The organism is Rouxiella aceris (genome assembly GCF_012933545.1).
GTDB classification, from domain to species: domain Bacteria; phylum Pseudomonadota; class Gammaproteobacteria; order Enterobacterales; family Enterobacteriaceae; genus Rouxiella; species Rouxiella aceris.
In genome coordinates, this window is record NZ_JAADJU010000006.1 from 63,302 (window position 1) to 89,278 (window position 25,977).

General features: G+C 51.8%; 22 protein-coding genes and 1 other annotated feature. Of the genes, 11 read left to right on the top strand and 11 right to left on the bottom strand.

Annotated elements, in window-relative coordinates:
* The first annotated feature begins 47 nt into the window (after positions 1 to 47).
* Complete coding sequence (locus tag GW590_RS12515) at positions 48 to 953, top strand: LysR family transcriptional regulator (RefSeq protein ID WP_169403386.1); 906 nt, start codon at positions 48 to 50, stop codon at positions 951 to 953.
* Positions 954 to 1,013: 60 nt separating this feature from the next.
* Here the strand turns inward: GW590_RS12515 and ettA are convergent, their stop codons facing one another.
* The 6 genes from ettA to GW590_RS12545 all read right to left on the bottom strand — a co-directional run bounded on the left by ettA (position 1,014) and on the right by GW590_RS12545 (position 8,874).
* A complete protein-coding gene (gene ettA / locus GW590_RS12520; protein WP_169403387.1) occupies positions 1,014 to 2,681 on the bottom strand; it encodes an energy-dependent translational throttle protein EttA in 1,668 nt (555 codons plus the stop codon).
* Between the two features lie 268 nt (positions 2,682 to 2,949).
* The gene (gene rcsA, locus GW590_RS12525) at positions 2,950 to 3,630 is read right to left on the bottom strand and encodes a transcriptional regulator RcsA (RefSeq protein ID WP_169403388.1); all 681 of its coding nucleotides are present in this window, start codon (positions 3,628 to 3,630) and stop codon (positions 2,950 to 2,952) included.
* A 376-nt stretch (positions 3,631 to 4,006) separates the two neighbouring features.
* Positions 4,007 to 5,380 (bottom strand): efflux transporter outer membrane subunit, encoded by a 1,374-nt coding sequence (locus GW590_RS12530; RefSeq protein WP_169403389.1) that lies wholly within the window; start codon positions 5,378 to 5,380, stop codon positions 4,007 to 4,009.
* 4 nt (positions 5,381 to 5,384) lie between these two features.
* Positions 5,385 to 7,322 (bottom strand): MacB family efflux pump subunit, encoded by a 1,938-nt coding sequence (locus GW590_RS12535; protein WP_169403390.1) that lies wholly within the window; start codon positions 7,320 to 7,322, stop codon positions 5,385 to 5,387.
* Positions 7,319 to 8,512 carry an efflux RND transporter periplasmic adaptor subunit gene (locus GW590_RS12540; RefSeq protein ID WP_211186750.1) on the bottom strand — a complete coding sequence of 398 codons (1,194 nt, stop codon included), beginning with the start codon at positions 8,510 to 8,512 and terminating at the stop codon, positions 7,319 to 7,321. The genes GW590_RS12535 and GW590_RS12540 overlap by 4 nt, the downstream gene beginning before the upstream one ends.
* A 101-nt stretch (positions 8,513 to 8,613) precedes the next feature.
* Positions 8,614 to 8,874 (bottom strand): hypothetical protein, encoded by a 261-nt coding sequence (locus GW590_RS12545; RefSeq protein WP_169403391.1) that lies wholly within the window; start codon positions 8,872 to 8,874, stop codon positions 8,614 to 8,616.
* A gap of 714 nt (positions 8,875 to 9,588) precedes the next feature.
* Between GW590_RS12545 and sltY the strand changes: the two genes are divergently transcribed.
* On the top strand, positions 9,589 to 11,517 hold the full coding sequence (sltY, locus tag GW590_RS12550) for a murein transglycosylase (protein ID WP_169403392.1): 1,929 nt from the start codon (positions 9,589 to 9,591) through the stop codon (positions 11,515 to 11,517).
* A gap of 56 nt (positions 11,518 to 11,573) precedes the next feature.
* Positions 11,574 to 11,918: a trp operon repressor gene (gene trpR / locus GW590_RS12555; RefSeq protein WP_169403393.1), complete on the top strand. Its 345-nt coding sequence runs from the start codon at positions 11,574 to 11,576 to the stop codon at positions 11,916 to 11,918.
* Between the two features lie 8 nt (positions 11,919 to 11,926).
* Here the strand turns inward: trpR and yjjX are convergent, their stop codons facing one another.
* Positions 11,927 to 12,460, bottom strand: coding sequence for an inosine/xanthosine triphosphatase (gene yjjX, locus GW590_RS12560; protein ID WP_169403394.1), 534 nt, complete (start codon positions 12,458 to 12,460; stop codon positions 11,927 to 11,929).
* Positions 12,461 to 12,510: 50 nt separating this feature from the next.
* Between yjjX and gpmB the strand changes: the two genes are divergently transcribed.
* A complete protein-coding gene (gpmB, locus tag GW590_RS12565) occupies positions 12,511 to 13,158 on the top strand; it encodes a 2,3-diphosphoglycerate-dependent phosphoglycerate mutase GpmB (protein WP_169403395.1) in 648 nt (215 codons plus the stop codon).
* Between the two features lie 133 nt (positions 13,159 to 13,291).
* Here the strand turns inward: gpmB and robA are convergent, their stop codons facing one another.
* Positions 13,292 to 14,161 carry an MDR efflux pump AcrAB transcriptional activator RobA gene (gene robA / locus GW590_RS12570; RefSeq protein WP_169403396.1) on the bottom strand — a complete coding sequence of 290 codons (870 nt, stop codon included), beginning with the start codon at positions 14,159 to 14,161 and terminating at the stop codon, positions 13,292 to 13,294.
* A gap of 207 nt (positions 14,162 to 14,368) precedes the next feature.
* Here robA and creA point away from each other — a divergent pair, with 207 nt between their 5' ends.
* On the top strand, positions 14,369 to 14,845 hold the full coding sequence (creA, locus tag GW590_RS12575) for a protein CreA (protein ID WP_169403397.1): 477 nt from the start codon (positions 14,369 to 14,371) through the stop codon (positions 14,843 to 14,845).
* Between the two features lie 308 nt (positions 14,846 to 15,153).
* On the opposite strand, the gene arcA is transcribed toward creA, so the two are convergent.
* Positions 15,154 to 15,870 carry a two-component system response regulator ArcA gene (gene arcA, locus GW590_RS12580; RefSeq protein ID WP_169403398.1) on the bottom strand — a complete coding sequence of 239 codons (717 nt, stop codon included), beginning with the start codon at positions 15,868 to 15,870 and terminating at the stop codon, positions 15,154 to 15,156.
* 660 nt (positions 15,871 to 16,530) lie between these two features.
* Here arcA and GW590_RS12585 point away from each other — a divergent pair.
* From GW590_RS12585 to thrC, 5 genes are all read left to right on the top strand, one after another.
* A complete protein-coding gene (locus GW590_RS12585; RefSeq protein ID WP_169403399.1) occupies positions 16,531 to 17,217 on the top strand; it encodes a tRNA/rRNA methyltransferase in 687 nt (228 codons plus the stop codon).
* 217 nt (positions 17,218 to 17,434) lie between these two features.
* Entirely contained in the window at positions 17,435 to 17,503 is a 69-nt protein-coding gene (thrL, locus tag GW590_RS24625) for a thr operon leader peptide (protein WP_169403604.1), read from the top strand.
* Positions 17,442 to 17,559 (top strand) — a sequence feature (Thr leader region). Its footprint overlaps the gene before it by 62 nt.
* A gap of 39 nt (positions 17,560 to 17,598) precedes the next feature.
* Entirely contained in the window at positions 17,599 to 20,073 is a 2,475-nt protein-coding gene (gene thrA / locus GW590_RS12595) for a bifunctional aspartate kinase/homoserine dehydrogenase I (protein WP_169403400.1), read from the top strand.
* Between the two features lies 1 nt (position 20,074).
* Complete coding sequence (gene thrB / locus GW590_RS12600) at positions 20,075 to 21,004, top strand: homoserine kinase (RefSeq protein ID WP_169403401.1); 930 nt, start codon at positions 20,075 to 20,077, stop codon at positions 21,002 to 21,004.
* Positions 21,005 to 21,007: 3 nt separating this feature from the next.
* Positions 21,008 to 22,297 carry a threonine synthase gene (gene thrC, locus GW590_RS12605; RefSeq protein WP_169403402.1) on the top strand — a complete coding sequence of 430 codons (1,290 nt, stop codon included), beginning with the start codon at positions 21,008 to 21,010 and terminating at the stop codon, positions 22,295 to 22,297.
* A 72-nt stretch (positions 22,298 to 22,369) separates the two neighbouring features.
* Here the strand turns inward: thrC and yaaA are convergent, their stop codons facing one another.
* Entirely contained in the window at positions 22,370 to 23,143 is a 774-nt protein-coding gene (gene yaaA, locus GW590_RS12610; RefSeq protein ID WP_169403403.1) for a peroxide stress protein YaaA, read from the bottom strand.
* Positions 23,144 to 23,256: 113 nt separating this feature from the next.
* A complete protein-coding gene (locus GW590_RS12615; RefSeq protein ID WP_169403404.1) occupies positions 23,257 to 24,705 on the bottom strand; it encodes an alanine/glycine:cation symporter family protein in 1,449 nt (482 codons plus the stop codon).
* Between the two features lie 279 nt (positions 24,706 to 24,984).
* On the opposite strand from GW590_RS12615, the gene tal reads away from it, so the two are divergent.
* Positions 24,985 to 25,938, top strand: a complete 954-nt coding sequence (gene tal, locus GW590_RS12620; RefSeq protein ID WP_169403405.1) for a transaldolase — start codon at positions 24,985 to 24,987, stop codon at positions 25,936 to 25,938.
* The last annotated feature ends 39 nt before the right edge of the window (positions 25,939 to 25,977 follow it).

Consider the following 25,977-nt stretch of genomic DNA (forward strand, 5'->3'; position numbering starts at 1 on the left):
ATAAGATGGACAATCATTAACAAAGTGTTCGTCTGAGGTGAACAATCATGTTTAAGCAGCTACAGGATATGGCGCTGTTTGCTTTGGTGGCGGAATGCGGCAGTTTTACCCTCGCAGCCCGACGCGCAGGTTGCCCCAAGTCCAGCGTTAGCCAGCGTATCAGTCAGCTTGAGCAGAAGTTGGGGATCCGTCTACTCAACCGCACCACCCGGCAGTTGAATCTGACCTTTGCCGGTGAACGTTATCTGGTGCACTGTCAGGAGATGCTGCAGGCCAGCGAACGAGCGGAACTGGCGATCCTGCGCCTGAAGGATAATCCCAGTGGTCGCTTGCGTATCACCAGTCCGGCAGGACTCGGGGCGACGTTGCTGGCGCGGATGAATGCGCAATTTGTGCAGCGTTATCCCGACGTTTCGCTGGAAGTCTCGGTGTCGGACAGCATGATAGACTTGGTGCAGGAAGGGTTTGACGTCGCGCTACGTACCGGTAAACCCCATGACTCATCGCTGATCGGCCGCCCGCTGGGACACTGCCCACGCTATTTGCTGGCCTCGCCGGACTATATTGCCCGTCACCCGGCGCTGACCACACCGCAACAGCTGGAAATGCATCGCTGTATCGCCCATCAGGCGTGGAGCGAATGGGTTTTACACCAGGGAGAGACCTATCACCGCTGGGTGCTGCCACCGGCGCACAATACCGACAATCTGATCTATGCGCGCGAGTGTGCCATTGCCGGAGCCGGGATCACCTTGCTGCCAGCCTTTTTATGTCATGATGAGGTGGCCAGAGGGTTGCTGGTTCGCGTGCTTCCAGAGTGGGAGGCAGAAAGTAACGATCTCTATCTGGTCTATCCAAGCCGTAAACTCAACTCCCCGGCACTGGCCTGCTTTATTGATTTTATGCTTAACGACTATGTTTTCTCCGACCACTATACGGCGACGCTGGCCTAGCCCCGGGCATAAAAAAACCCGGACTGACTGCGCCCGGGTTGCTTGCCGCTGACAAAAAGCTTATTTGGTGATCTTTTTGTATTTGATGCGGCGCGGTTCCAGGGCTTCGGCACCCAGAGTACGTTTTTTGTATTCTTCGTATTCGGTAAAGTTACCTTCAAAGAATTCCACTTTGCCTTCATCCTGATAGTCGAGGATATGGGTGGCGATACGGTCGAGGAACCAGCGGTCATGGGAAATAACCATGGCACAGCCCGGGAATTCCAGCAGGGCATTTTCTAATGCGCGCAGCGTTTCGATATCCAGGTCATTGGTCGGTTCATCGAGCAGCAACATATTGCCGCCAACTTGCAGCAGTTTTGCCAGATGCAGACGACCACGTTCACCACCGGAAAGCTCGCCAACGCGTTTACCCTGATCGACGCCTTTAAAGTTAAAGCGACCGACGTAGGCACGGCTTGGCATTTCAATGGTGCCGACGCGCATAATATCCTGGCCGCCGGAGACTTCTTCCCATACCGTTTTGCTATTGTCCATGGCATCACGGAACTGATCGACAGACGCCAGCTTAACGGTATCACCCAGTTCGATGGTGCCGCCGTTAGGTTGTTCTTCGCCTGCCATCATACGGAACAGCGTCGATTTACCGGCCCCGTTAGGACCGATAATACCGACGATGGCTCCTTTCGGTACCGAGAAGGAGAGGTCATCGATCAGTACGCGGTCACCGTAAGATTTGCTCAGATTCTTCACTTCTACCACTTTATCGCCCAGACGTGGACCAGGTGGGATAAAGAGTTCGTTGGTTTCGTTACGTTTCTGATAGTCGGTATTATTGAGTTCTTCAAAACGAGCCAGACGCGCCTTGCCTTTAGACTGACGGCCTTTTGCCCCCTGACGTACCCACTCCAGCTCTTTCTCGATAGATTTACGACGAGCGGCTTCCGATGAGGCTTCCTGCGCCAGACGTTCATCTTTCTGTTCCAGCCAGGAAGAGTAGTTACCTTCCCATGGAATGCCTTCACCACGGTCAAGCTCGAGGATCCAGCCGGCGACGTTATCAAGGAAGTAACGGTCATGGGTGATTGCCACCACGGTGCCTTCGAAGTCGTGCAGGAAGCGTTCCAGCCAGGCCACGGATTCGGCATCCAGGTGGTTGGTTGGTTCGTCGAGCAGCAGCATATCCGGTTTTTCCAGCAGCAGGCGACACAGCGCAACGCGACGACGCTCACCCCCGGACAGATTGGCAATTTTGGCATCCCAGTCTGCCAGACGCAGCGCATCGGCGGCACGTTCGAGCTGACTGTTGAGGTTATGACCATCATGGGCCTGGATAATCTCTTCCAGCTTGCCCTGTTCCGCAGCCAGCTTGTCGAAATCGGCCTCAGGATCGGCGTAGAGCGCATAAACTTCATCGAGACGTTTTAGCGCGCCGACTACTTCGGCTACCGCTTCTTCCACCGACTCACGCACGGTGTGTTCCAGGTTGAGCTTGGGTTCCTGTGGCAGATAACCGATCTTCAGCCCGGGCTGTGCGCGAGCTTCACCTTCGATATCGGTATCAATACCGGCCATGATCCGCAGCAGGGTAGATTTACCTGAGCCGTTAAGACCGAGTACGCCGATTTTTGCACCCGGGAAGAAACTGAGTGAAATATTCTTCAGAATATGACGCTTTGGCGGCACGATCTTGCCAAGGCGGTGCATGCTGTATACGTATTGAGCCACGTTGTTTTGAGCCTCTTGCTTGCAGGCCGGTTGCCGTGCGCAGGTCAGGTAGACGCCACGCGCGATCCGGCAGATTAACGCCAGCCCCGCCTGACTACGGCATGACTGATATGTGTTCCGACTGCGAAGTTTAGCCTGTTTCCGGTCGCGATCCCAACTATCAACCAGTAGTAAGGCAGAGAATATTGAGTAAGTGTGATTGTTACTGGGGAAGTTTGCCTGCTCAGGTTGAAAAATTCCTGAGCAGAGCATAAGCGTCTTCTGAGATTTACCCTGCCAGATTGGCTCTTTCTAATGAGTTTGCGGCCTCGAGGTAGGCACGCGAACGGTTGATATAGACGCCGGTGGTCAGGGTGTCCGTCAATTTAACAATATGATAAATCGCTTGTTTATTATGAATTTTAACTTTGCGTTTAATATTTCCCTTGTGCGAGGAAACTGTTTTTTCTTTGATATTCAACTGTCTGGAGATCACCACCGTATCCAGCCCCGACATCCACATTTTCAGGATATCCGACTCGGTGCGGCTCAGGCTGACCGGGGTCAAATCCAGCGGTTCCTGCTCTTCCTGCAGACGTTTTTGCTTGAGGTTATGCTCAAGCAGGCGATCGACAATCTCGGTGCGGATCGACTTTGACAAAATAATAATGTTGTTTCTGATCGGGATATAATTTTGATAATTCAGATTCTCTTTGGAGATAAAGATAAAGAACAGAGTATCTGGATGCGCATTGATGATGCTGCGTAAGCGTTCACCTTCGGCACTGTCCAGCAGGAAACATTGTTCATTAATGAAAATGATTTCAGGTGCTTGGGTGTTGCAGCACTCTTGCAGTGAGCTGATATCCGTAAGTGAAAGTATGTCTTTCTTTTTTAGTCCGTTATGTTGCAAAAGAGTCTGCAATGCCAGCTGCGTGTAATAGCACTTATCTACAATGAGCGATGACATTGTTTATCTACCTATCATTACGTACTTAGGCATCAAGTACAGGGGTGAGTATTCTCGTTTTTATCGACGCTTAAACATGCGTTTCTCTGCGGCGCTGTTCCGCTCAATATTGATTGAGTAAGGGAAATGTAATTGTTATACGGAAGCGGCCTTGGTAAAGAGTAATAATGGTCGTAGGCGAAGATGTAAATGACCGGTTATAACATTGGGACGTAGAGTGAGACATTTGAGACACTATGGTAGTTTTTGGTTTTTTTTTAACCTTACCCTGTTGGCGTACCCACTTTACTGCCCGCAGGGAGAATGCCGGGTTTACCGGCATATCAGCAGTGGCGGATCGCGAAGATAGGGCTTCGGGAGGGAAAACCGCCGTCGCTTAAATCTGACGGGTTTCACCGCCTAGTTCCAGATATATCTGCGCCAGATTTTCATATTGTTTCAGCAAATTCTCCTCTATGGCCAATTCGGCGCTCAGGCGTTGCTCTTGCGCATCAAGCAAAAAATTAAGCGCGATTTTTCCTTGCCGATAGCGTATCTCGGTCAGCCGTTCGGCTTTGCGTGCCAGCGTAAGCAGTGCCTGCAACTGCTGTTGCCTGGCCATAAGCTCGCTGCGTTGTGTTAGCGCATTATCGACATCTGCCATGGCTTTATATAAAACCTGGGTAAATTCGATGGCCTGTTGCTGATAGTTATTGCGGGCCAGCTGGTTATTAATTCCCATGGTTCGCCATTCCAGGAAAGGCAACGACAATGAAGCGCCCAAGGTGGCCAACGGCTGACTCAGTAGTTTTACCAGGGTTGCACTGCTGGTCCCCAACTGACCGGTCAGACTAAATGAGGGATAATATTCCAGGCGTTTGCTATCCATCTCATTGAGTGCTTTCCGCAACCGGTATTCTTTGGCTCTGACATCGGGACGGTTATGCAACACTTTGACTGAGATCCCCGCGCGGATACCGGGCAGCCGGTTTTGGGATAACGGGGGGGGATCTTCAACGTCACTGCCCGGTGGGGCACCCAGCAGCAGGCTTTGCTGGTTAAGCAGTCGTCGACGTTCATTCTGCACCTGAAGATAATTTTTTTCCTGCTCCAGCAGGTTTTTTTCGGCGGTGACTTTATCCAAAAAACCGACTTTGCCCGCCTGATAGCGCGAGTTGACCAGTTTTAACGTTCTTTCGGCATTCTCAATACGCTGCCTGGCCACAATGCGCTGTTGATTGATAAAACCCAACTGCCAGTAGTTTTTGCTGGCGCTGGCTAACAGCAGCAGACGCGCCGACATCAGGTCCTGCTCGCTGGCCTGCTTTTCCCAATCTGCCGCCTCGCGCTGGCGCGCCAATTTGCCCCACAGATCCAGCTCATAGCTGGTGGACAGGTTTGTTGTACCGGTTTGCGACCAGGAATCTGCAGTGGATAGCGCACGTCGTTGTGACCCCGAAAGCGTAGCCTTCAGACCCGGTGCCTGACCTGCAGCAGTTTTTTCTGCCGTTAACTGCGCCTGATAGAGTCGTAGTACGGCCAGCGCTACATCGTTGTTATTTGCCATTACCCGCTGTAACCAACGCGTAAGCTTGGGATCGGCGAAATCTTGCCAGGAGAACGGCAGATTACTGTCGCTGGATGGCGTGTCGTTGGGCCATTGTGGCGGGTAATTCAGCCTGGGTGGGTCCTCATGGCTTTTCAGCCAACTGCCACAGCCATTGAGCAGCAGGACCATAACAAGTAGATAGGAACGGGGTAATAATGTCATGCGGTTACTCGCTTGCCAGTGAAACAACCGGGTCCATCCTGGCGGCATGGCGCGCCGGAAGATATCCAAAAACCATGCCGATTAAGGTGGAGCAAGAAAAAGCGATAGCCGCGGTCTGCCAGGAAAATATGGTGGTCAAGATGCCCCCGGCCATTAAGGTAAACAGCGGACCGGCTACCAGGGAGAGGGCAATACCCTGGGTTCCGCCGATCAGACAGATCAACACCGCTTCAATCATAAACTGCTGCATAATGTCACTGCGTCGTGCGCCTACCGCCATGCGCACTCCAATTTCATGGGTGCGCTCGGTGACCGACACCAGCATGATATTCATCACCCCCAGACTGCCGATCATCAGGGCAATGGACGCGACCATCAGGATCAGCACGCTAAAGATCATCGAAGTGCGTTCAAGGGATTTTCGGTATTGATCGCGATTAAAGATCATAAAGTCTTTGACGCCGTGCCGCTGTAGCAACAGGCGGTTGATGGCCTTGACCGCGCTGACGCTATCGGTATTGTCCCTGAGGCGAATACTGATACTGGTGAGCTTGGGTTCTGCACTCATGCGGTAGAGCACCGTGGAGTAGGGCAGCCAGACGAAAAGCGCATTTGGCGGGGCGTTCTTGTAACTTTCGGCAATCGCTGTCACACGCACCGGTACCGCGCCAACAAAGATAATCTGGCCAAGTGGGTCAATGTTATGTTTGGCAAACAATGCCCTGCGGGTATTTTCATCAATGATCGCTTCCTGGTAAGCGTTACTGTCATTATGAAAAACAGCGCCCTGTAAAATGGTGATGCCATTGATACGGAAGTAATCACGGCCGACCCCGGTTACCGAGGCGTTAACCGATTTTTTAGCAAACAGCACCTGTTGTGAGTTGGCGATTTCCGGGCTGAGGCTATCAACATAACTTTGCGTGGCCAGTGCCTGTGCGTCGGCGAGCACCAGGGTCCGGTCAGATGCTGACCAACTGTCCATAAAGCTGTTACCGGGATAAATGCTGACCACATTGGCTCCCAGCCCTTCGATCTCGCTGAGGGTTTTTTGTTTCGCCCCTTCGCCCAGTGCGGCAACGGTGACCACGGCGGCAATGCCAAAGATAATGCCCGCCATGGTCAGCAGGGTGCGCAGTCGATGGGCGTTCATCGCCTTGAGTGCCATTTGCAGCGCGTCCTGTGTGCGGTCCAGTCGGCTCTGCCACAGGCTTTGCGTGGCGCGATGACGGGACGGTGACGAAAGCGTCGGCGGCGGCTCACTACGCGTATCGTCGACGATTTCGCCATCACACAGGGTGATCACCCGCTGGGCATGCCGGGCGACATTACTGTCGTGGGTGACGATGATCACCGTGTGGCCTTGCTGATTCAGTTTTAGCAGCGTTTGCAGCACCTCCTGGCCAGAGGTGGAATCCAGTGCGCCTGTCGGTTCATCCGCCAGAATAATTTCTCCGCCGTTGATCAAGGCGCGCGCAATGCTGACGCGTTGCTGTTGCCCACCGGAAAGTTGACTCGGTTTATGATGTTCACGACCCCGTAACCCCAACTGCGCCAGTAAATCCCTGGCTCGCTGACGACGCTCACTGCGCGCCGCGCTGGCATAGATGGCGGGGATCTCGACGTTTGCCAGCGCCGAGATATCGGGCATCAGGTGATAACGTTGAAAAATAAAACCGATATGCTCACGACGTATTTTGGCCAGTTTATCCGGAGTGAGTTGCGCGGTGTTCTGATTGTTGATTAATAATTCGCCGCCATCGGCAATATCCAGGCAACCGATAATATTCATAAGCGTTGATTTGCCCGAACCGGAGGCCCCCATGATCGCCACCATCTCACCGGCCGCGATAGTCAGATTGATGTTTTTCAATACTCTGACCGGCTCTTCCCCATTGGCATAGGTGCGATGAATATTTTTTAGCTCAATAATATTCGTCACTGGAAAATACTCTCTTGCCTGGTGGCGCCGTTGCTATCTGTCTGATCCACGATCAGCACGTCACCGACGTTAAGGCCTTCAGTAATTTCGATATCGACATTGTTGCTGATGCCGGTCTTTACCTCGCGTACGGTTATTTGCTGTTTTTTATCAATGAGTTGTACCTGGGATTTACCCTCGACGATCTGCACGGCATGGACGGGCACCAGCAGCGCATTTTTTGCCTGATTTAGAGGCAGCGTAACCTGGGCGGTCATGGCAATGCGCAGCTTGTTATCGGGATTGGGGACATCCAGCAGCGCATCATAATAAACCGAGGTGTTGGTCGATCCAGAACCGCTGCCAGAGGGGAGCGCATCATCTTTCATTACCGATTCCGGTGCCAATTCCACCGCCCGCAGCGTAGCGTCATAGCGTTTTTCCGGTTCGGCGAAAATGCTGAAGTAGCCTTTTTGCCCCGGTGCAATGCGGGTGATATCCGCCTCGGAAATTTGTGCTTTGATGGTCATCACGTCCAGTCGGGCAAGTTTGATAATGGTGGGGGCATTTTGACTGGCGTTAACGGTTTGCCCTTGCTGGGTGATCACGGCAATCACTATGCCATCCATCGGTGCCAGGACCTTGGTGTAACTCAAATCAAGTTTTTTCTTATCGACTTCAATTTGTGCCTGGATCAGGCGGGCACCCAAAGCAACCAACTCGGCCTGGGTAGTTTTTAGCGTGGTTTCGGCATTTTCATAGTCTTCGCGTGAGCTGGCGTCCTCTTTTAACATACGTTGCTGGCGGGCAAACTGGGCACGGGCCTGTTTCAGGACGGCCTGTTTGGCAAGCTGATCTGCCTGAACGACTTTTAACGCCGCCTCGGCATTACGCAGGTTATTACGTTGCTGCAGATCGTCAATTTCGGCAATCAGCTGCCCCTTAACCACTTTATCGCCCATTTTTACCTGCAGGGATTTGACTTGTCCGGTGACCTGGGCACCGACATTGACGCGTTCAATGGCATAGATTTTTCCGGTTGCCAGCACGGCGTTTTCAATATCGCCACGACGGACAGTGGCAGTATTATGATTGTTTTTTGCCGGTTCCAGTAACCAGGATAAATAAAAATAGAAAGAAGGAATAATAAGAAGGAGTAAAATAAATAGCGTCTTTTTTGACGTTAATTTTCCTTTTTTGATATTTTTCAATTTACTTTTCCAGGCATCTTATATTATCCAGCCTGAATGGTACATGGACAGGCTGGATGGGTGAATCAATAAAAGATAAACATCTTGCCAATTTCTACCGGTTACGGATTGATTTGCCTTTCGCAACTAATACTGAAGAGTATGGCTCTGCCGTGAAATACTGAAAATGCAGCAAAGGTTGCGCCGATGGGTGTAAAGGCACTGACGTAAACAGGCATCAGTTGCAAGCCGCTGAAACGGTCGGTGCCTTGACATTGATAGCTATTTAGCCAGAAAAAAAATGGGCTGGTGGCTGTGGCCTGTGTGGCAAACGAGCAGCCAAGGAGTAAAGAAGCCAACAGCGTTTTGATAATGATTTTCATCGTAACATCCTTATTTTATACTCTGTTTGGGAGATCTTTGCGTCTGTTGATAGCAGATTTTTTGTTAACCTGTTCCACCCTCTGCTATCGACCGGATAATATGTTTTTTAATGAATAATGATACTGAGTTTTGTGTGAAGAATGCTGATGTTTGTAATTTTTATATTATGAAAGTTGAAGCACCGGAAAATTCATGCTGTACTCATGATGGTAAATAAATTGTTATATTTGAATTTTTTAATTTCCCGATTTTATTTATTGCCTGGAATTTATTTTTAGAATGGATGCATTGATTGGGGTTATTTAGGTAATGTGGGTATCTCGCTAATATGATGATGGGATCTGCCCGGCGGTTCAGGGAGTAAGGGATATTTTTACTTTATCCTGTTATATGAGCGCGATGACCTGTCGCCGGCTTCTTTTATGCGCTGGGGGAGAGCAATGGCCGATCTTGCCGCCAACCTTTGCCGGTCTGCTCCGGGAAAGGGCTTTCGTTGGCTGCAGACACCGCGCATTGTTTCTCGTCTAAGGGTGCAAAGTGCGGTTGATCCCGTCACACTGTGTAAAGTTTGTGACGCCGCAAGGGCATTTCTTCATTTCTTGGTGCGAATAGATTAGCGTATGCATTATCAATCAGACTGCGCATTTTTGGCAGTCAGAGACATTTTTATCGGTGAACAGCCAGTGATACAACCAGCGAGGATAAAGGCAAGTATGGTCAAGGCGGACAAGTGGCGGTTTCTGGCAGTAGGTTTTTTGTTCGTTGCGGTATCAGGCGCGGCCAAGGCTGATTCTCTTGATGCCCAGCGGCAGCGTTATATGCAGATAAAACAGGCGTGGGACAGTAATCAGCTGGATGTCGTTGCGCAGTTAATGCCGACGCTGACGGATTATCCTCTCTATCCTTATCTGCAATACCGACAGTTGACACAAGATATCGCATTGGTAACGCCACAGCAGGTAACGGCTTTTGTACAAGCGAATCCGACATTACCGCCGGCGCGTTCCTTGCCGGCCCGCTTTGTGAATGAGTTGGCGCAACGTCAAGACTGGCAGGGTCTGCTATCTTTCAGCCCGCAGGCACCCAAGCCGGTAGCCGCGCGCTGTAATTACTATTTTGCCAAATGGTCAACGGGTCAGCAGCAGGTGGCCTTTGATGGTGCCAAAGATATCTGGTTGACCGGCACATCATTGCCGACAGTCTGCGATAAATTATTTACGGTGTGGCAACAGGCGGGCAATCAAACCCCATTGACCACCCTGCAGCGTATTGGTCTGGCGATGAAGGCGGGTAATACCAGTCTGGTTAGCTTCCTGGCCAAACAGCTGCCAGCGGATTACCAGACCATGAGTGATGCACTGGTGAAATTGCAAAACGATCCAACCAGCGTTGAAAGTTTTGCCCGCACCGTCGGACCGACCGATTTTACCCGCAATGCGGTCACCCTGGCCTTTGCCCGTATTGCTCGCGATGATGTTGAAAACGCCCGTTCGATGCTGCCGGTGCTGGTGCGCTTGCAGAAAATGGATGATAGCGACCGCCTGGTGCTGGAAGAAGCTGTTGCCTGGCGTCTGATGGGGTCTGATGCCACACCAGAGCAAGCTGCATGGCGTGACAGCGTGATTTTGCGCAGTCATTCCACCTCGTTGGTGGAGCGCCGTATTCGTATGTCGCTGGCCAGTGGCGATCGCAAAGGATTAAGTCAGTGGATAGCCAGATTGCCGGCTGACGCCATGCAGGAAGATGAATGGCGCTACTGGCAGGCATCGCTGCTGATCGATCAGGGGCAGCGGGCAGAAGGAGAGAGCATGTTGCGTTCCCTGATGCAGGGACGTGGCTTCTATCCGATGGCGGCGGCACAAAAGCTTAATGTTGCCTATCCGCTGACCATCTCTGTGACTGCCCGGCCGGACAGCAGCCTTGACCAGCTACCGGAAATTGCGCGCATTCGTGAGTTGATGTATTGGCAGATGAATAATCTGGCCCGTAGCGAATGGAGCTATCTGATACTCAGTCGCAGCAAGCCCCAGCAGGAAATGCTGGCGCGTTATGCCTATGAAAACAACTGGCCGGAACTGAGCGTACAAGCCACCATCACTGGCAAGCTATGGGACGCTTTGCAAGAACGTTTCCCGCTGGCCTGGTCAAACGAGTTCCGTCAGGCCACGGAAAACAAAGGGATCACGCAAAGTTATGCCATGGCCATTGCCCGGCAGGAAAGTGCCTGGGATCCGCAGGCGCGCTCGCCGGTCGGTGCTGCGGGGCTGATGCAACTGATGCCGTCCACGGCGGAGCATACGGTGCAGATGAACGGTATTCCCGGGTATATTAACAGCAGCCAGCTGTTTGATCCGCAGACCAATATCACCATCGGCACCGGCTATCTGGAGTATGTCTACCAGATGTTTGGTCGCAACCGTATTCTCTCCAGTGCGGCGTACAATGCCGGACCTTCACGGGTCAATACCTGGCTGGGTAATACCGGCGGTCAGGTAGATGCGGTGGCTTTTGTCGAAAGCATTCCTTTCTCGGAAACTCGCCGATATGTTAAAAATGTGTTAGCATATGATGCATTCTATCGCTACTTTTTGCATCAGCCAGCCAAAATTCTGACCGATGCAGAGTGGCAGCGGCGTTATTGATATTTACGCCATTATGGTATGCTGCTGTACTAGTTCAATAGTATGGCAGCGTATCGATGGCACAAATATCTCTAAACGACCCGGCTCTTTCCCAACAAGGCAATGAGGACTGGCAATGCTTTATGGCATTGCTACAGCAAGCTTTTGCTGAAAATTTGCACACTTCTCTGTTACAGCTGTTTTTAACGCCGGATGAACGTACCGCGTTGGGGACCCGGCTAAGAATTATTGAAGAGTTGATGAAAGGGGAACTGAGCCAGCGTGAGTTGAAAAACCAGCTGGGGGCGGGGATTGCCACCATTACTCGCGGCTCTAACGGCTTAAAAGCCGCGCCGCCAGAATTGAAAGCCTGGTTGGCAGCGCAGTTACTTGAGCCTGCAAAAAGGGATAATCCGCAGTAGGATGGCGATCAATGCGTTTGTGAACGCGTTTGATAAATCGCATTATGAAAAGGTGCCAGTGCTAACACCAATGCCTGATGATATACGCTGGTGCGCGTCAGTTTGCCGGCGGTAAAGATGCCAATCGCGCCGCCTTTTCTTTTTACTTCGGCAATACCGGTAAGTTTCTCCATTTCATCACCTAATTCCCCCCCCTGATTGATCTCCTGTAATATAATTTCAGGCAACATAAGGCTGGCAGAACGTGATTCGCCGCGTTGGTGCATATTTTCTATCACCATCCAGGCAAAGGTCATGTTGTCTTCTATACCGGCCTCAACGCCGACCCAAAAGTCAGCTTCCGGCCGCACCTGTCGAGCACTGATCACGCGATGGCGGGCACCGGTGCGGGTCTCGATGCTGCCAATCGGTTGAGCGGGAACGCCACTGTCGACGTCTACGCCTTCAATGCGAAAGGTGTCCGCGCCGAAAATGTCCGCAAATGCCAGCTCAATAGCTTTAATTTTGGCAGGGTTAGTCGTAGCAGCGATAACGTGATACATAGATTTTATTGTCCTTAAGCTTATTTCACGCAGTATAACGGAAAACACTCATGTTACAGGTATATCTCGTCCGTCATGGCGAAACCGAATGGAATGCCGCACGCCGAATTCAAGGCCAGTCTGACAGCCCATTAACCGAAAAAGGCATCTTTCAGGCACAACAAGTCGCCGAGAGGGTGCGTAATGAGGGTATCACACATGTGATAGCCAGCGATCTCGGACGAACTAAACACACTGCAGAAATCATCGCCGATGCCTGTGGTTGCCAGGTAGTGACTGAACCCAGATTGCGTGAACTGCATATGGGGGTGCTGGAAGCGCGCAATATCGATAGTTTGACGGCAGAGGAAGAAGTCTGGCGCAAGCAGATGGTTGATGGCACGCCGCGTGGCCGCATCCCTGAAGGGGAGACCATGAGCGAACTGGCAGCGCGCATGCGTGAGGCACTGAATAACTGCCTCAGTCTGCCGGCTGGCAGCAAGCCGCTGCTGGTCAGTCACGGTATTGCCCTCGGTTGCCTGATCAGCACCATTTTGGGCTTGCCGGCTTATGCCGAGCGTCGCTTACGCTTGCGTAACTGTTCGATCTCGCGAGTGGATTATCAGCAAAGTGACTGGCTGGCGTCGGGATGGATAGTGGAAACCGCCGGGGATATTTCACACCTTGATCTGCCGGCATTAGACGAACTGCAACGCTAAACTGAGGCCTGGCTTGTGTATTCACGTTAAGCCGGGTTGATTGCCTGCCTGCAACGACCATGATCAAAGGGCTTGTCTTCAAGTCATTGGCGTTGCGGCAGTTGACCCGCCAAGCACAGCGACTATGCTGTGATTAGCGTCTGATAGGGATCAGATAGTCGCACTCAAGTTCGGTAGGAGAGGTTGGACCCATCACTTTACGTTGCGTATGGAAACGCTCAATATCCTGACCTTTGCGGCGGATCAGTTTCAACATCGGCAAGCAGGTACCGTACAGGGTGAGAATAAATTCCTGCAGGCCTTCTGGCGAACCCTTAAAGCGGAATAGCGCGTATTCCCCCTCGTTGAGCACAATCTCCTGTCCTTCGGAGATATTGTCGGTGAGGTGGCTTGGCTCAATGGCGGTGGTATACATCACCTCCTGCTCGTCGTCCTTCTCCTGACTTGGTCGGGAATGGTGAAGACCATAGAGCAGTGGCGGCAGGGTGGTGTCTTCGCCAATATATTGTCGCCAGAAATGCTCGCGCATTTCATTACGATAGGTTGTAATTTGCTCCAGCGTACAGGAGTAGCTTTGTGTCACGCCAATCAGATGCTTCTCTGGCAGTGACAGGAACTCGGCCTGCGGCAGAATAAAGGCCCCGAGCCGAATGGGCGGACAGATGCCAAACGAATGCCAATCTTCAGAGCGACGATAAAGTGCCGGGGTTTGCGCAAATTGTTTTTTAAACGCGCGGGTGAAAGTCTGCTGCGAATCAAAACGGTATTGCAGAGCAATATCGAGAATAGGTCGACTGGTCAGACGCAGTGCTACAGCAGCTTTGGAAAGCCTGCGAGCCCGAATGTAAGCACCGATAGCATTATTCGTGACGTCTTTGAACATTCGCTGCAGGTGCCATTTTGAATAACCTGCTTTTGCGGCAACGTTGTCGAGTGATAACGGCTGGTCCAAATGTGTTTCTAACCAGCTGAGAAGATCACGAATGATTCCTGCTTGATCCATAGATCATCCTCGTTGAACTAATATGGCATAGAGTGTAAACCCGTCCATAATAGCAATTTTTTAACAGTAAAACTCTCAGATATTTTTTAGCTTACTGTGCGATTTGAAAGCGAATAGGGTGAAATGATTTCAACTTTGTGAACACGCGCAAGTTGTTACAGTAAGACGCTGCGCTGTTCGTTCAATAAATGGACTTGAGGTAACTCGATGAAAAAGTGTTGTATTTTTGTTATTGTAACATTGTCTCTGTGCGCAACATTTGCTCAGGCAGAGCAAGTCGGATCCGTGGACACGGTATTTAAACTGTTTGGACCAGACCATAAAATCGTGGTGGAAGCCTTCGATGATCCGGATATTAAAAATGTAACCTGTTATATCAGCCGGGCAAAAACCGGCGGCATAAAGGGGGGACTTGGGCTGGCGGAAGATACCTCGGATGCCGCAATATCCTGTCAACAAGTCGGAGCAATCGAGCTTGCTGATAATATCAAACAGGGCGGGGATAAAGGCACCGTTGTTTTCCAGAAACGGACCTCGCTGGTATTTAAAAAGCTGCAGGTGGTACGTTTTTATGATGCCAAACGTAATGCGCTTATTTACCTGAGCTACTCCGATAAAGTTGTCGACGGCTCCCCTAAAAATGCCATCAGCGCAGTACCGATTATCCCCTGGGGTAATCGCTAGTATTGGCAGATGCTCTCTTGGGGCAGTAACTAAAAAGGCCAGCATAAGCTGGCCTTTCAGACTGCTGACAAAGTCCATTATTAGGGAGAGTGCACCGTTGGGGTCGTAGCGGCTTGCCCGCCGGAGCGCCCCTGGGTGTGCTATGCCCGGGTATCTCGATCATCAAGACGACTTTGTCATCAAAGTCAAAGGCCAGCATAAGCTGGCCTTTTTTACTGTTACAAACCGGTTGGCAACCCGTGTGTTAACGATGTTATGTTCTGGAGAACTCGACCAGACGCTGAGTCAGCAAGCTGTCTCGATGGCGATTAGTCTTCCAGATCGCCGCAGAAACGATAGCCTTCACCGTGGATAGTGGCGATGATTTCCGGGGTATCCGGCGTAGCTTCGAAGTGTTTACGAATGCGACGGATGGTGACATCGACGGTACGGTCATGAGGTTTGAGTTCACGGCCGGTCATTTTCTTCAGCAAATCGCCACGCGTTTGAATTTTGCCCGGATTTTCGCAGAAGTGCAGCATGGCGCGGAATTCACTGCGTGGCAGCTTGTATTGTTCGCCAGTCGGGCTGACCAGTGAGCGGCTATTGATATCCAGCTCCCAGCCGTTAAAGCGATAGCTTTCAACCAGGCGGCGTTCTTCGCCTACCGGGCTCAGATTCATGGTGCGGGTCAGCAGATTACGCGCACGGATAGTCAGTTCACGCGGATTGAACGGCTTGGTCATATAATCATCGGCACCGATTTCCAGACCGAGGATTTTGTCGACTTCGTTATCACGGCCAGTCAGGAACATCAGAGCGACATTCGCTTGTTCGCGCAACTCACGGGCCAGCAGCAGGCCATTTTTGCCTGGCAGATTGATGTCCATAACAACCAGATTAATATTATTTTCGGACAGCAGGTGATGCATTTCTGCACCGTCATTGGCTTCAAATACCATGTAGCCTTCTGCTTCGAAAATACTTTTTAGGGTATTGCGTGTTACCAGTTCGTCTTCGACGATAAGAATGTGGGGGGTCTGCATTTTTGCTACCTAAGATTGCCAACAAATAGAAAACAGGAGTACAGAAGTCCTTGTTATCACGGTGATTTTTGGCAGTTTCTTATCCTGCCTCACTCGCTATATGACTAAAGTACGTAAACGCGTTCTTGATGCACTTTCCATCAACGGCAACAACATCGCCAGCTCAGTCAGGGATACCACTTCCTGCAGTCCCGTTGGTACCTTGAGCGGCGCATATCCTAACCCTATTAACAGCAATATAACAGCGAGTACCGTAACTACCACTCAACAAAACTACGCTTTGTTGACATATATCAATTTCAATTGTAGCACGGTAACAGAAAGGTGAAAAATACTTAAAATACGGGGCTTGAAGGCTACATTTCATCTTTTATTAACCCATATTGGCCAGTTCAATAACTTTAAGTTTCTTAAAAGTTAACCAGCTTTTTTAACTGTTATATCATTATGATTTGTAATGATAAATTTTTATCGTCATGGTGAAAAGTGCGATTGGCGTAGCGATGTCGCGGCAACGACCATTTCTTGCGGCTATAGGCAGACATAATCAAAGACTGTTAAACGGATGTGAATTATAATTCCCGTTTTCGGACCGGTCAGTGGGTATCAAAAAGGCCTATGGCGGTCTACTCTGTCATCTTTATTTTTCAGGTACTGCTCATGCAACTTCATATTGTTCTTGTCTCCCCGGCTCGGCCCGAAAATGTGGGCGCCGCGGCGCGTGCAATGAAAACCATGGGCTTTGCTTCGCTACGTATTGTTGATAGCCATGCCCATTTGCAGCCCGAGGCCGGTTGGGTTGCCCACGGCTCGGCGGAGATTTTGCAAAATGCCCAGCACTTCGACACCCTCGGTGAGGCTCTGGCCGATATGGATTTTACAGTGGCCACCACCGCCCGCAGCCGGGCGCGTTTTCATTACTACTGTACCCCGCAACAACTGGAAGTGCAGTTGACTGAGCGTCAGGCATGGGCCAACAACGTCGCGCTGGTATTTGGTCGCGAAGATTCGGGGCTGACCAATGAAGAGCTGGAGTTGGCTGATCTGTTAACCGGCGTGCCAATGGTCGCGGATTATCCGTCACTGAATCTTGGGCAGGCGGTGATGGTGTTTTGCTATCAACTGTCGGCATTGAACCAGATCGCGCTCAAGCAACCAGTGCCACCCCAGGCCGGCCAACTGGAGGCGTTGCGTGGCAGAGTTTCCCGTTTGCTGGTGGATCTCGGGGCGCAAGACGACCAAAAACTTGGCGATTGGCTGCATCAGCGATTGGGCGTTATCGAGCAAAGAGATGCGGCGATGCTGCATACCTTGTTGCACGATATTGAAAAAAAACTCGCTGACTGAGGTAGCAGGTCTTTGCCGCACTGCCGAGTGCTTTTTCTATACTTTTTGTCCATTAGTGGTATTTATTGCTGCCTGAATGGCTTTTTTCTGGTGTTATATGCTGTCCGTTGGTCGGGTGATTTTTGCCGCCAAAAGAGAAAAAAATTGACTTGTGATGCCTTATGCTTTAGCTAATAGGGTAGACAGCGTAAAAACCTATAAGACAAACACAAAACAAATGCGACACATCAGCCTGATTATCACAATTATTACCACCACCATTACCACAGGTAACGGGGCGGGCTGACGCGTACAGGAAAAACCAAAAAAAGCCCGCACCTAACCAGTGCGGGCTTTTTTTTCGGCTAATTTTTCTCGAAAAGAGAGCAGGAGAAACCAGAAATGCGAGTGTTGAAATTTGGCGGGACCTCAGTAGCAAATGCCGAACGCTTCTTGCGGGTGGCGGATATCATGGAAAGCAATGCAAGTCAGGGACAGGTAGCTACGGTATTGTCAGCCCCGGCTAAAATTACCAATCATCTGGTCGCGATGATCGAAAAAACCATAGTCGGGCAGGATATCCTGCCGATCATGAGCGATGCGGAACGCATTTTTGCCGATCTGATTAACGGACTGGCCGCGGCTCAGCCCGGTTTTGATCTGCCTGCGGTGAAAAAATTTGTTGAGCAGGAGTTTGCCCAGCTCAAACAGTTGCTGCACGGTATCAGCCTGTTGGGCCAGTGCCCTGACAGTGTTAACGCCACTATCATCTGCCGGGGTGAAAAGCTCTCCATCGCCATTATGGAAGCGGTATTCAAGGCCAAGGGTTACGGCGTGACCGTGATTAACCCGGTAGAGAAACTGTTGGCCGTCGGTCACTACCTGGAGTCCACCGTCGATATCAACGAATCTACGGCGCGTATTGCTGCCAGCGCCATTCCTCCTGGCGATATCGTCCTGATGGCCGGTTTCACCGCCGGTAACGATAAAGGCGAACTGGTGGTGCTGGGTCGTAACGGTTCCGACTATTCCGCAGCGGTATTGGCTGCCTGTCTGCGCGCCGATTGCTGCGAAATCTGGACCGACGTTGACGGGGTTTACACTTGCGATCCGCGCACCGTGCCGGACGCCCGCTTACTAAAATCCATGTCCTACCAGGAGGCGATGGAGCTGTCCTACTTTGGTGCCAAGGTGCTGCACCCGCGTACTATCACTCCTATCGCGCAGTTCCAGATCCCCTGTCTAATCAAAAACACCGCCAATCCACAGGCCCCCGGTACGCTGATTGGCAGTCAGGGCGTCGATAAAGATGCCGAAGATAAAAACACCCCGGTGAAAGGCATCACCAACCTGAATAATATGGCGATGATCAACGTTTCGGGACCGGGAATGAAAGGCATGATCGGCATGGCAGCCCGCGTGTTTGCGGTGATGTCCCGTTCCGGCATTTCGGTGGTGCTGATCACTCAGTCTTCTTCCGAGTACAGCATCAGCTTCTGCGTACCGCAAAGCGAATTGCTGCGTGCGCGCAAAGCGCTGGAGGATGAGTTCTATCTGGAACTGAAAGACGGCCTGCTGGAGCCGCTGGACGTGATGGAAAAACTGGCGGTGATCTCGGTGGTTGGCGACGGTATGCGCACACTGCGCGGTATCTCTGCCAAATTCTTCTCGGCGCTGGCCCGCGCCAATATCAATATTGTTGCTATTGCGCAGGGTTCGTCCGAGCGTTCTATTTCCGTGGTGGTCAATAACGATGATGCCACTATGGGCGTGCGTGTCAGCCATCAGATGCTGTTTAATACCGATCAGGTTATCGAAGTCTTTCTGATTGGTGCGGGCGGCGTGGGCGGCGCGCTGATTGAGCAAATTCGTCGTCAGCAGGCATGGCTGAAAGCCAAACATATCGATTTGCGCGTATGCGGTATTGCCAACTCCAGCGCCATGCTGACCAATGTGCACGGTATTGCGCTGGAAAACTGGCGTGAAGAGCTGGCGGTAGCAAAAGAACCCTACAATATTGGCCGTCTGATCCGCCTGGTAAAAGAGTATCACCTGCTTAATCCGGTGATCGTCGACTGTACCTCCAATGAAAGCATTGCCGGGCAGTATGCCGATTTCCTGACCGATGGCTTCCATGTGGTCACCCCGAACAAACGCGCCAATACCTCATCAATGAACTATTACCATCAGCTGCGCAAGGCGGCGGAAGGTTCTCGTCGCAAGTTCTTGTATGACACTAACGTCGGTGCCGGGCTACCGGTGATCGAAAATCTGCAAAACCTGCTCAATGCCGGTGATGAACTGGTGCGTTTCAGCGGTATCCTGTCCGGGTCTCTGTCGCTGATTTTTGGCAAGCTGGATGAAGGCATGTCTTTGTCGGAAGCCACGCTGGCAGCACGGGAAAGCGGTTTTACCGAACCGGATCCGCGTGACGATCTGTCGGGAATGGACGTCGCGCGCAAGTTATTGATCCTGGCCCGCGAAGCCGGTTACAAACTTGAACTGTCCGATATTGACGTCGAGTCGGTGCTGCCTGCCTCCTTTGATGCCAGCGGCGATGTTAACCGCTTCCTGACCCGCCTTCCCGAGTTGGATGCCGAGTTCCGCCAGCGCGTCGCCGATGCTACGGCAGCGGGTAAAGTGCTGCGTTATGTCGGTGCCATTGATGAAGGGCGTTGTAAGGTGAAGATCGAGGCCGTTGACGGTAACGATCCGCTGTATAAAGTAAAAAATGGCGAGAATGCGCTGGCGTTCTATAGTCGCTATTATCAACCTATTCCTTTGGTTTTGCGCGGCTACGGTGCCGGTAACGACGTTACCGCCGCAGGCGTCTTTGCCGATCTTTTGCGAACGCTGTCATGGAAGTTAGGAGTTTAATATGGTTAAGGTATATGCCCCAGCCTCGATAGGTAATGTTAGCGTCGGGTTTGATGTGCTGGGTGCAGCCGTCTCGCCGGTAGATGGTTCGCTACTGGGTGACTGCGTCAGCGTAGAAGCAGCGTCGGAGTTTACGCTGACCAACTCCGGGCGCTTTGTGTCCAAGCTGCCCGATCGGATGGAAGAGAATATCGTTTATCAATGCTGGCAGCGTTTCTGTCAGGAGCTTGGCAAAGAGATCCCGGTGGCCATGACCCTGGAAAAGAACATGCCCATTGGTTCCGGTCTCGGATCCAGTGCCTGTTCGGTGGTCGCCGGTCTAATGGCGATGAATGAGTTTTGCGGCAAGCCGCTCAGTGAAACCACCATGCTAACGCTGATGGGCGAGCTGGAAGGTCGAATTTCCGGCAGCGTGCACTATGATAATGTGGCCCCTTGCTATCTCGGTGGCTTACAGCTGATGCTCGAAGAGTTGGGGATTATTTCCCAGCGCGTTCCCTGTTTTGAAGATTGGTTGTGGGTGATGGCCTACCCGGGCATTAAAGTGTCCACTGCCGAAGCACGGGCTATTCTTCCGGCGCAATACCGTCGTCAGGATTGCATTAGTCATGGCCGCTATCTGTCGGGGTTTGTGCATGCCTGTCATACGCAACAACCGGCATTGGCCGCTAAATTAATGAAAGACGTCATTGCTGAACCTTATCGCACCCGTTTGCTGCCGGGTTTTGCCCAGGCGCGAACCGCCGCCGAAGATATTGGCGCGCTGGCCTGCGGTATTTCAGGTTCCGGCCCGACGCTGTTTGCCGTCTGTGATGACAGCGCCACGGCAACGCGCATGGCTGATTGGTTGCAGAAAAACTATCTGCAAAATGACGAAGGTTTTGTTCATATTTGTCGCCTGGATACCACAGGCGCGAGACTATTGGGATAATCGATGAAACTGTATAACCTGAAGGACCACAACGAGCAGGTCAGCTTCGCGCAAGCCGTGAAGCAGGGGCTGGGCAAACAACAAGGACTGTTTTTCCCGCTGGAGCTGCCGGAGTTTGAGCTGACGGAAATCGACCGCCTGCTTGATCTGGATTTTGTAACGCGCAGCAGCCGTATTCTTTCCGCTTTTATTGGTGACGAAATTCCGGAAGCGCAGCTGTACCAGCGGGTGAAAAATGCCTTCGCTTTTCCGGCGCCGGTAGCAAAAGTACAAGATGATGTCGCCGCGCTGGAGCTGTTCCATGGTCCAACCCTGGCGTTCAAGGATTTCGGCGGCCGTTTTATGGCGCAGATCCTGACTGAAGTCTCAGGCGATCAGCCGGTGACCATTCTGACCGCCACTTCCGGGGATACCGGTGCCGCTGTCGCTCACGCTTTCCACGGTCTGAAAAATGTACGTGTGGTGATCCTGTATCCGCGTGGCAAAATCAGCCCGCTGCAAGAGAAACTGTTCTGTACCCTGGGTGGCAATATTCACACCGTTGCCATTGACGGCGATTTTGACGCCTGCCAGGCGCTGGTGAAACAGGCTTTTGACGACGAAGAGCTGAAAGTGGCCCTGAGCCTCAACTCCGCCAACTCGATCAATATCAGCCGTCTGCTGGCGCAGATCTGTTATTACTTTGAAGCCGTGGCCCAGTTGCCGCAAGAAGCGCGCAATCAGCTGGTGGTCTCGGTGCCTAGTGGTAACTTTGGCGATTTGACTGCCGGGCTGCTGGCTAAATCATTGGGGCTGCCAATTAAGCGTTTTATTGCCGCCACCAATGCCAATGACACCGTGCCGCGTTTCCTGAGCAGCGGCGAATGGACGCCAAACAAGACGGTTGCCACCCTGTCGAACGCCATGGACGTCAGTCAGCCTAATAACTGGCCGCGAGTAGAAGAACTCTATCGCCGCAAGATCTGGCAACTGAAAGATCTGGGTTATGCCACCGTCAGTGACGAGACGACCAAAGAGACCATGCGTGAGCTGGCCGATCTGGGCTATATCTCTGAACCACACGCTGCCATTGCCTACCGTGCGTTGCGCGACCAGTTGCAGGCCGGTGAGTTTGGTCTGTTTATCGGTACTGCCCATCCGGCCAAATTCAAGGAGAGTGTTGAAGCCATTTTGGGACAAACGCTGCCGTTACCGAAAGAATTGGCCGATCGCGCGGACTTGCCGCTGCTGTCGCACAACCTGCCAGCGGAATTTAGCGCCATGCGTCAGTTCCTGATGGCACTGCCGAAATAAGCGCTGCTCTTTGGGGCGTTATCAAAAAAAGGCCATCAATGATGGCCTTTGCTCTTTTTGCGGGGCAGGGCGTTATTGCTCCGGGCGGGTAAAGACCAGCTCATTGCCTTGCGAACGTGAGGCATCATACTGATAGCCTTCCAGGCAGAACTCTTCCAGCTGTTTACGCTGGGTCAGACGCTCTTTGATAATAAAGCGGCTCATCAGCCCGCGCGCTTTTTTGGCGTAGAAGCTGATCACCTTGTAGGTGCCGTTTTTCTCATCAAGAAATACCGGCTTGATCAACTCCGCCTGCAGTTTGCCCGGTTTTACCGCTTTGAAGTATTCGTCCGAGGCCAGATTTATCAGGATATTATCCCCCTGTTCCTGCAGAGTGGCATTGAGCTTTTCGGTCAGCAGTTCGCCCCAGAAGGCATAAAGATTGCTGCCCTGCGGATTATTCAGGCGGATCCCCATTTCCAGCCGATAAGGCTGCATCAGGTCCAGCGGACGCAGCAGACCGTAAAGGCCCGACAACATGCGCAGATGCTGCTGGGCAAAATCAAAATCCTGCTCGCTGAAATCTTCGGCCTGTAGCCCGGTATAAACATCGCCTTTAAAGGCCAGAATCGCCTGACGTGCATTCTCCGGGGTAAAATCCGGCTGCCAGTCGTTAAAACGCTGGGCGTTAAGGATCGCCAGTTTGTCGCTGATGCCCATCAGGCTGGAGAGGTCAGCCGGGGTCAGCTTTTTGGCAATGGCAATCAGCTGGCTGGATCGGTCGAGCAATTCCGGCTGGCTAAAGCGCTGGGTGGCAAGCTCACTTTCATAATCGAGAGTTTTGGCTGGGGAGAGAATAGTCAGCATATTGGCGTCCGGTTAGTCTGTGAAGTCAGGGTGCCGCAAATGGCGTATTTCCTTACTTTAACAAAAAAGTTACCTCGGCGGGCGGTGAAGCGCAATCACCGCCATTGCCTCTTTTATTGCGCGGAGGAGTCGGCCCTTGAAGCCGGTTTTTCTGGCTGCCAGATACCGGGCTGGCAATGATCTTTCAACTCGGGAAAGCTTTGCGGATTAAACACCGGTTCTTTGCCGATCAACAACTGGCGTTCATAGTCCTTCACCACTTTTAACGCCAGACCGGAAAGCAGCAGCAGGGCGGTCAGATTGATGATGGTCATTACCGCCAAAAAGATACTTGCCGTCTGCCATAGCCAGGTCATTTGCGTTAGACACCCCACGAGCAACATCAGCATCATCGCCAGCCGCAGCAGGTAAACGGACCCGGTGCGACCATGTTGTAAAAACAGCAGGTTATTTTCGGCATACAGATAACCGGCAATGATGGTGGTAAAAGCAAACGCCAACACAAAGAGAGCCACCCACTGCGGGCCACCGCCGCCAATGCTGAGTGTAATCGCCCGTTGCAGCAGGTCGGCACTGTTGTGGTCGCTGGGCGCATTGAGCAGACCCGAAGAGAGGATGATCATCGCCGTGGCGCTACAGAGCACAAAGGTATCAACAAACACCCCCAGCATTTGCGAGAAACCTATTTTCGTCGGATGTCGCACCGCTGCCAACGCGGCGACATTAGGCGCTGACCCCACCCCGGCTTCATTGGCAAACAGGCCCTGTTGAATGCCCTGAGTCATGGCCAGGGTGACGCCATAGCCAAATGCGCCGGCGACAAATTCTTGCAGGCCAAAGGCGCTTTTAAAGATCAGCAGGAATACCGCGGGCAACTGTTGCAGATTGGCAATCATCACCCAACTGCCCAGGGCGAGATAAGCCAGACTCATGATCGGCACCAGCCAAACGGACATGCTCACTATCGCGCGCAGACCGCCAAAAATAACCAAACCGAAGATTATCACCAGACCCAGGCTGGAATAGAGCGGTGGAATTTGAAACGCCGCGTTTAGCGTCGCGGTGATGGCATGGGCCTGCAGCGTATTAAAAATGAGCCCCACCGAGAAAATCATCAGCAGGGCAAAAAGTACGCCCATCCAGCGCATACCCAGACCACGGCTCATATATTCCGCCGGACCGCCGCGGAAACGTCCTTGCTGATCGCGGGTTTTAAATACTTGTGCCAGGGTGGTTTCAATTAAGGCGATGGGCATACCCAGCAGCGCGATAACCCACATCCAGAAAATGGCCCCGGGCCCGCCTGCGGTGAGCGCCATGGCCACGCCAAACAGATTACCTACGCCGATTTTGCCCGATAGTGTGACGGACAGAGTTTGCCAGGCGGACAGACCGCGCGGATCGCTATCAGTTTGCGGTTTCAGGCTGGTAAACATTTCCCGCCAGCGTCTGAACTGAATAAATCGAGTCCTGATGGTAAGATAAATACTGTATCCCAGCAGGAAATAAATCAGTATTGATTCCCAGAGGATCTCGTTGAGAAGGTTAAACAAACTTGCCATTTACTGCCCTATTCCCTGAAAAATGCCAGGTTCTATCCCATTGGTCATTCTGTTGGCAACCTGCCAGATTTGCCTGGCGGCCATCTGAAATCCAATGACGATAACTCCTCATTCTTCGCTTTTTTATTCTTCAATTATTGAGTTGATTAACGGCTTTTATCGCCGAAAATATTGACCGCCATAACTGCCTTGCGGATGTCTTCGTGCATGTTATCATCAGGAGAAGGCAAGGCATGAAAATGCCTCAACGATAATCTACAAACGATGAGATATGCCATAATGACCGATAAACTTACTTCTCTACGCCAACTGACCAAGGTAGTTGCTGATACCGGGGACATCGCGGCAATGAAGTTGTATCAACCGCAAGATGCAACGACCAACCCATCACTGATCCTCAATGCAGCGCAGATCCCTGAATACCGCAAACTAATCGATGAAGCTATTGCCTGGGCACGTGATCAAAGCAGCGATCGCGCTCAACAGATTATAGACACCGCCGACAAGCTGGCGGTAAATATCGGTCTCGAGATCCTCAAACTTATCCCGGGCCGTATTTCTACCGAAGTCGATGCACGTCTGTCTTATGATACCGACGCCAGCGTTGCCAAAGCCCATCGTCTGATCAAACTTTACAACGATGCCGGCATCAGCAACGATCGTATTCTGATCAAACTGGCTTCCACCTGGCAGGGTATTCGTGCCGCCGAGAAGCTGGAAAAAGAAGGCATCAACTGTAACCTGACCCTGCTGTTCTCCTTTGCTCAGGCGCGTGCTTGTGCAGAAGCGGGTGCTTATCTGATTTCTCCGTTTGTTGGCCGTATTCTTGACTGGTACAAAGCCAATGGCGACAAGAAAGAGTTCGCGCCACACGAAGATCCAGGCGTGGTTTCCGTTACCGAAATCTACGAATTCTACAAACAGCATGGTTATGAAACCGTGGTGATGGGCGCCAGCTTCCGTAATATCGATGAAATCATCGAACTGGCTGGTTGCGATCGCCTGACCATCGGGCCTGGGCTGCTGAAAGAGCTGTCAGAAAGCGAAGGCGCGTTGGAACGTAAACTGTCTTATACCGGTGAAGTGAAAGCCCGTCCGGCACCACTGACCGAAGCACAGTTCTACTGGGACCACAACCAGGATCCAATGGCCATCGACAAACTGGCTGACGGGATCCGCAAGTTTGCCGTAGACCAGGGCAAGCTGGAAAAAATGATCGCCGACCTGCTGTAATCAGGCAGGGGTTAAGCATTAAAAGGTGGCTAAGGCCGC

Bases quoted from the DNA above. Each gene is read 5' to 3' on its own strand.
- GW590_RS12615 (WP_169403404.1), bottom strand. From the start codon at position 24,705: ATGGCAAGTTTGTTTAACCTTCTCAACGAGATCCTCTGGGAATCAATA.
- sltY (WP_169403392.1), top strand. From the start codon at position 9,589: ATGGTCAAGGCGGACAAGTGGCGGTTTCTGGCAGTAGGTTTTTTGTTC.
- creA (WP_169403397.1), top strand. From the start codon at position 14,369: ATGAAAAAGTGTTGTATTTTTGTTATTGTAACATTGTCTCTGTGCGCA.
- yjjX (WP_169403394.1), bottom strand. From the start codon at position 12,460: ATGTATCACGTTATCGCTGCTACGACTAACCCTGCCAAAATTAAAGCT.
- GW590_RS12530 (WP_169403389.1), bottom strand. From the start codon at position 5,380: ATGACATTATTACCCCGTTCCTATCTACTTGTTATGGTCCTGCTGCTC.
- gpmB (WP_169403395.1), top strand. From the start codon at position 12,511: ATGTTACAGGTATATCTCGTCCGTCATGGCGAAACCGAATGGAATGCC.
- thrA (WP_169403400.1), top strand. From the start codon at position 17,599: ATGCGAGTGTTGAAATTTGGCGGGACCTCAGTAGCAAATGCCGAACGC.
- rcsA (WP_169403388.1), bottom strand. From the start codon at position 3,630: ATGTCATCGCTCATTGTAGATAAGTGCTATTACACGCAGCTGGCATTG.
- tal (WP_169403405.1), top strand. From the start codon at position 24,985: ATGACCGATAAACTTACTTCTCTACGCCAACTGACCAAGGTAGTTGCT.
- trpR (WP_169403393.1), top strand. From the start codon at position 11,574: ATGGCACAAATATCTCTAAACGACCCGGCTCTTTCCCAACAAGGCAAT.
- thrB (WP_169403401.1), top strand. From the start codon at position 20,075: ATGGTTAAGGTATATGCCCCAGCCTCGATAGGTAATGTTAGCGTCGGG.
- robA (WP_169403396.1), bottom strand. From the start codon at position 14,161: ATGGATCAAGCAGGAATCATTCGTGATCTTCTCAGCTGGTTAGAAACA.
- thrC (WP_169403402.1), top strand. From the start codon at position 21,008: ATGAAACTGTATAACCTGAAGGACCACAACGAGCAGGTCAGCTTCGCG.
- GW590_RS12545 (WP_169403391.1), bottom strand. From the start codon at position 8,874: ATGAAAATCATTATCAAAACGCTGTTGGCTTCTTTACTCCTTGGCTGC.
- GW590_RS12515 (WP_169403386.1), top strand. From the start codon at position 48: ATGTTTAAGCAGCTACAGGATATGGCGCTGTTTGCTTTGGTGGCGGAA.
- GW590_RS12585 (WP_169403399.1), top strand. From the start codon at position 16,531: ATGCAACTTCATATTGTTCTTGTCTCCCCGGCTCGGCCCGAAAATGTG.
- arcA (WP_169403398.1), bottom strand. From the start codon at position 15,870: ATGCAGACCCCCCACATTCTTATCGTCGAAGACGAACTGGTAACACGC.
- yaaA (WP_169403403.1), bottom strand. From the start codon at position 23,143: ATGCTGACTATTCTCTCCCCAGCCAAAACTCTCGATTATGAAAGTGAG.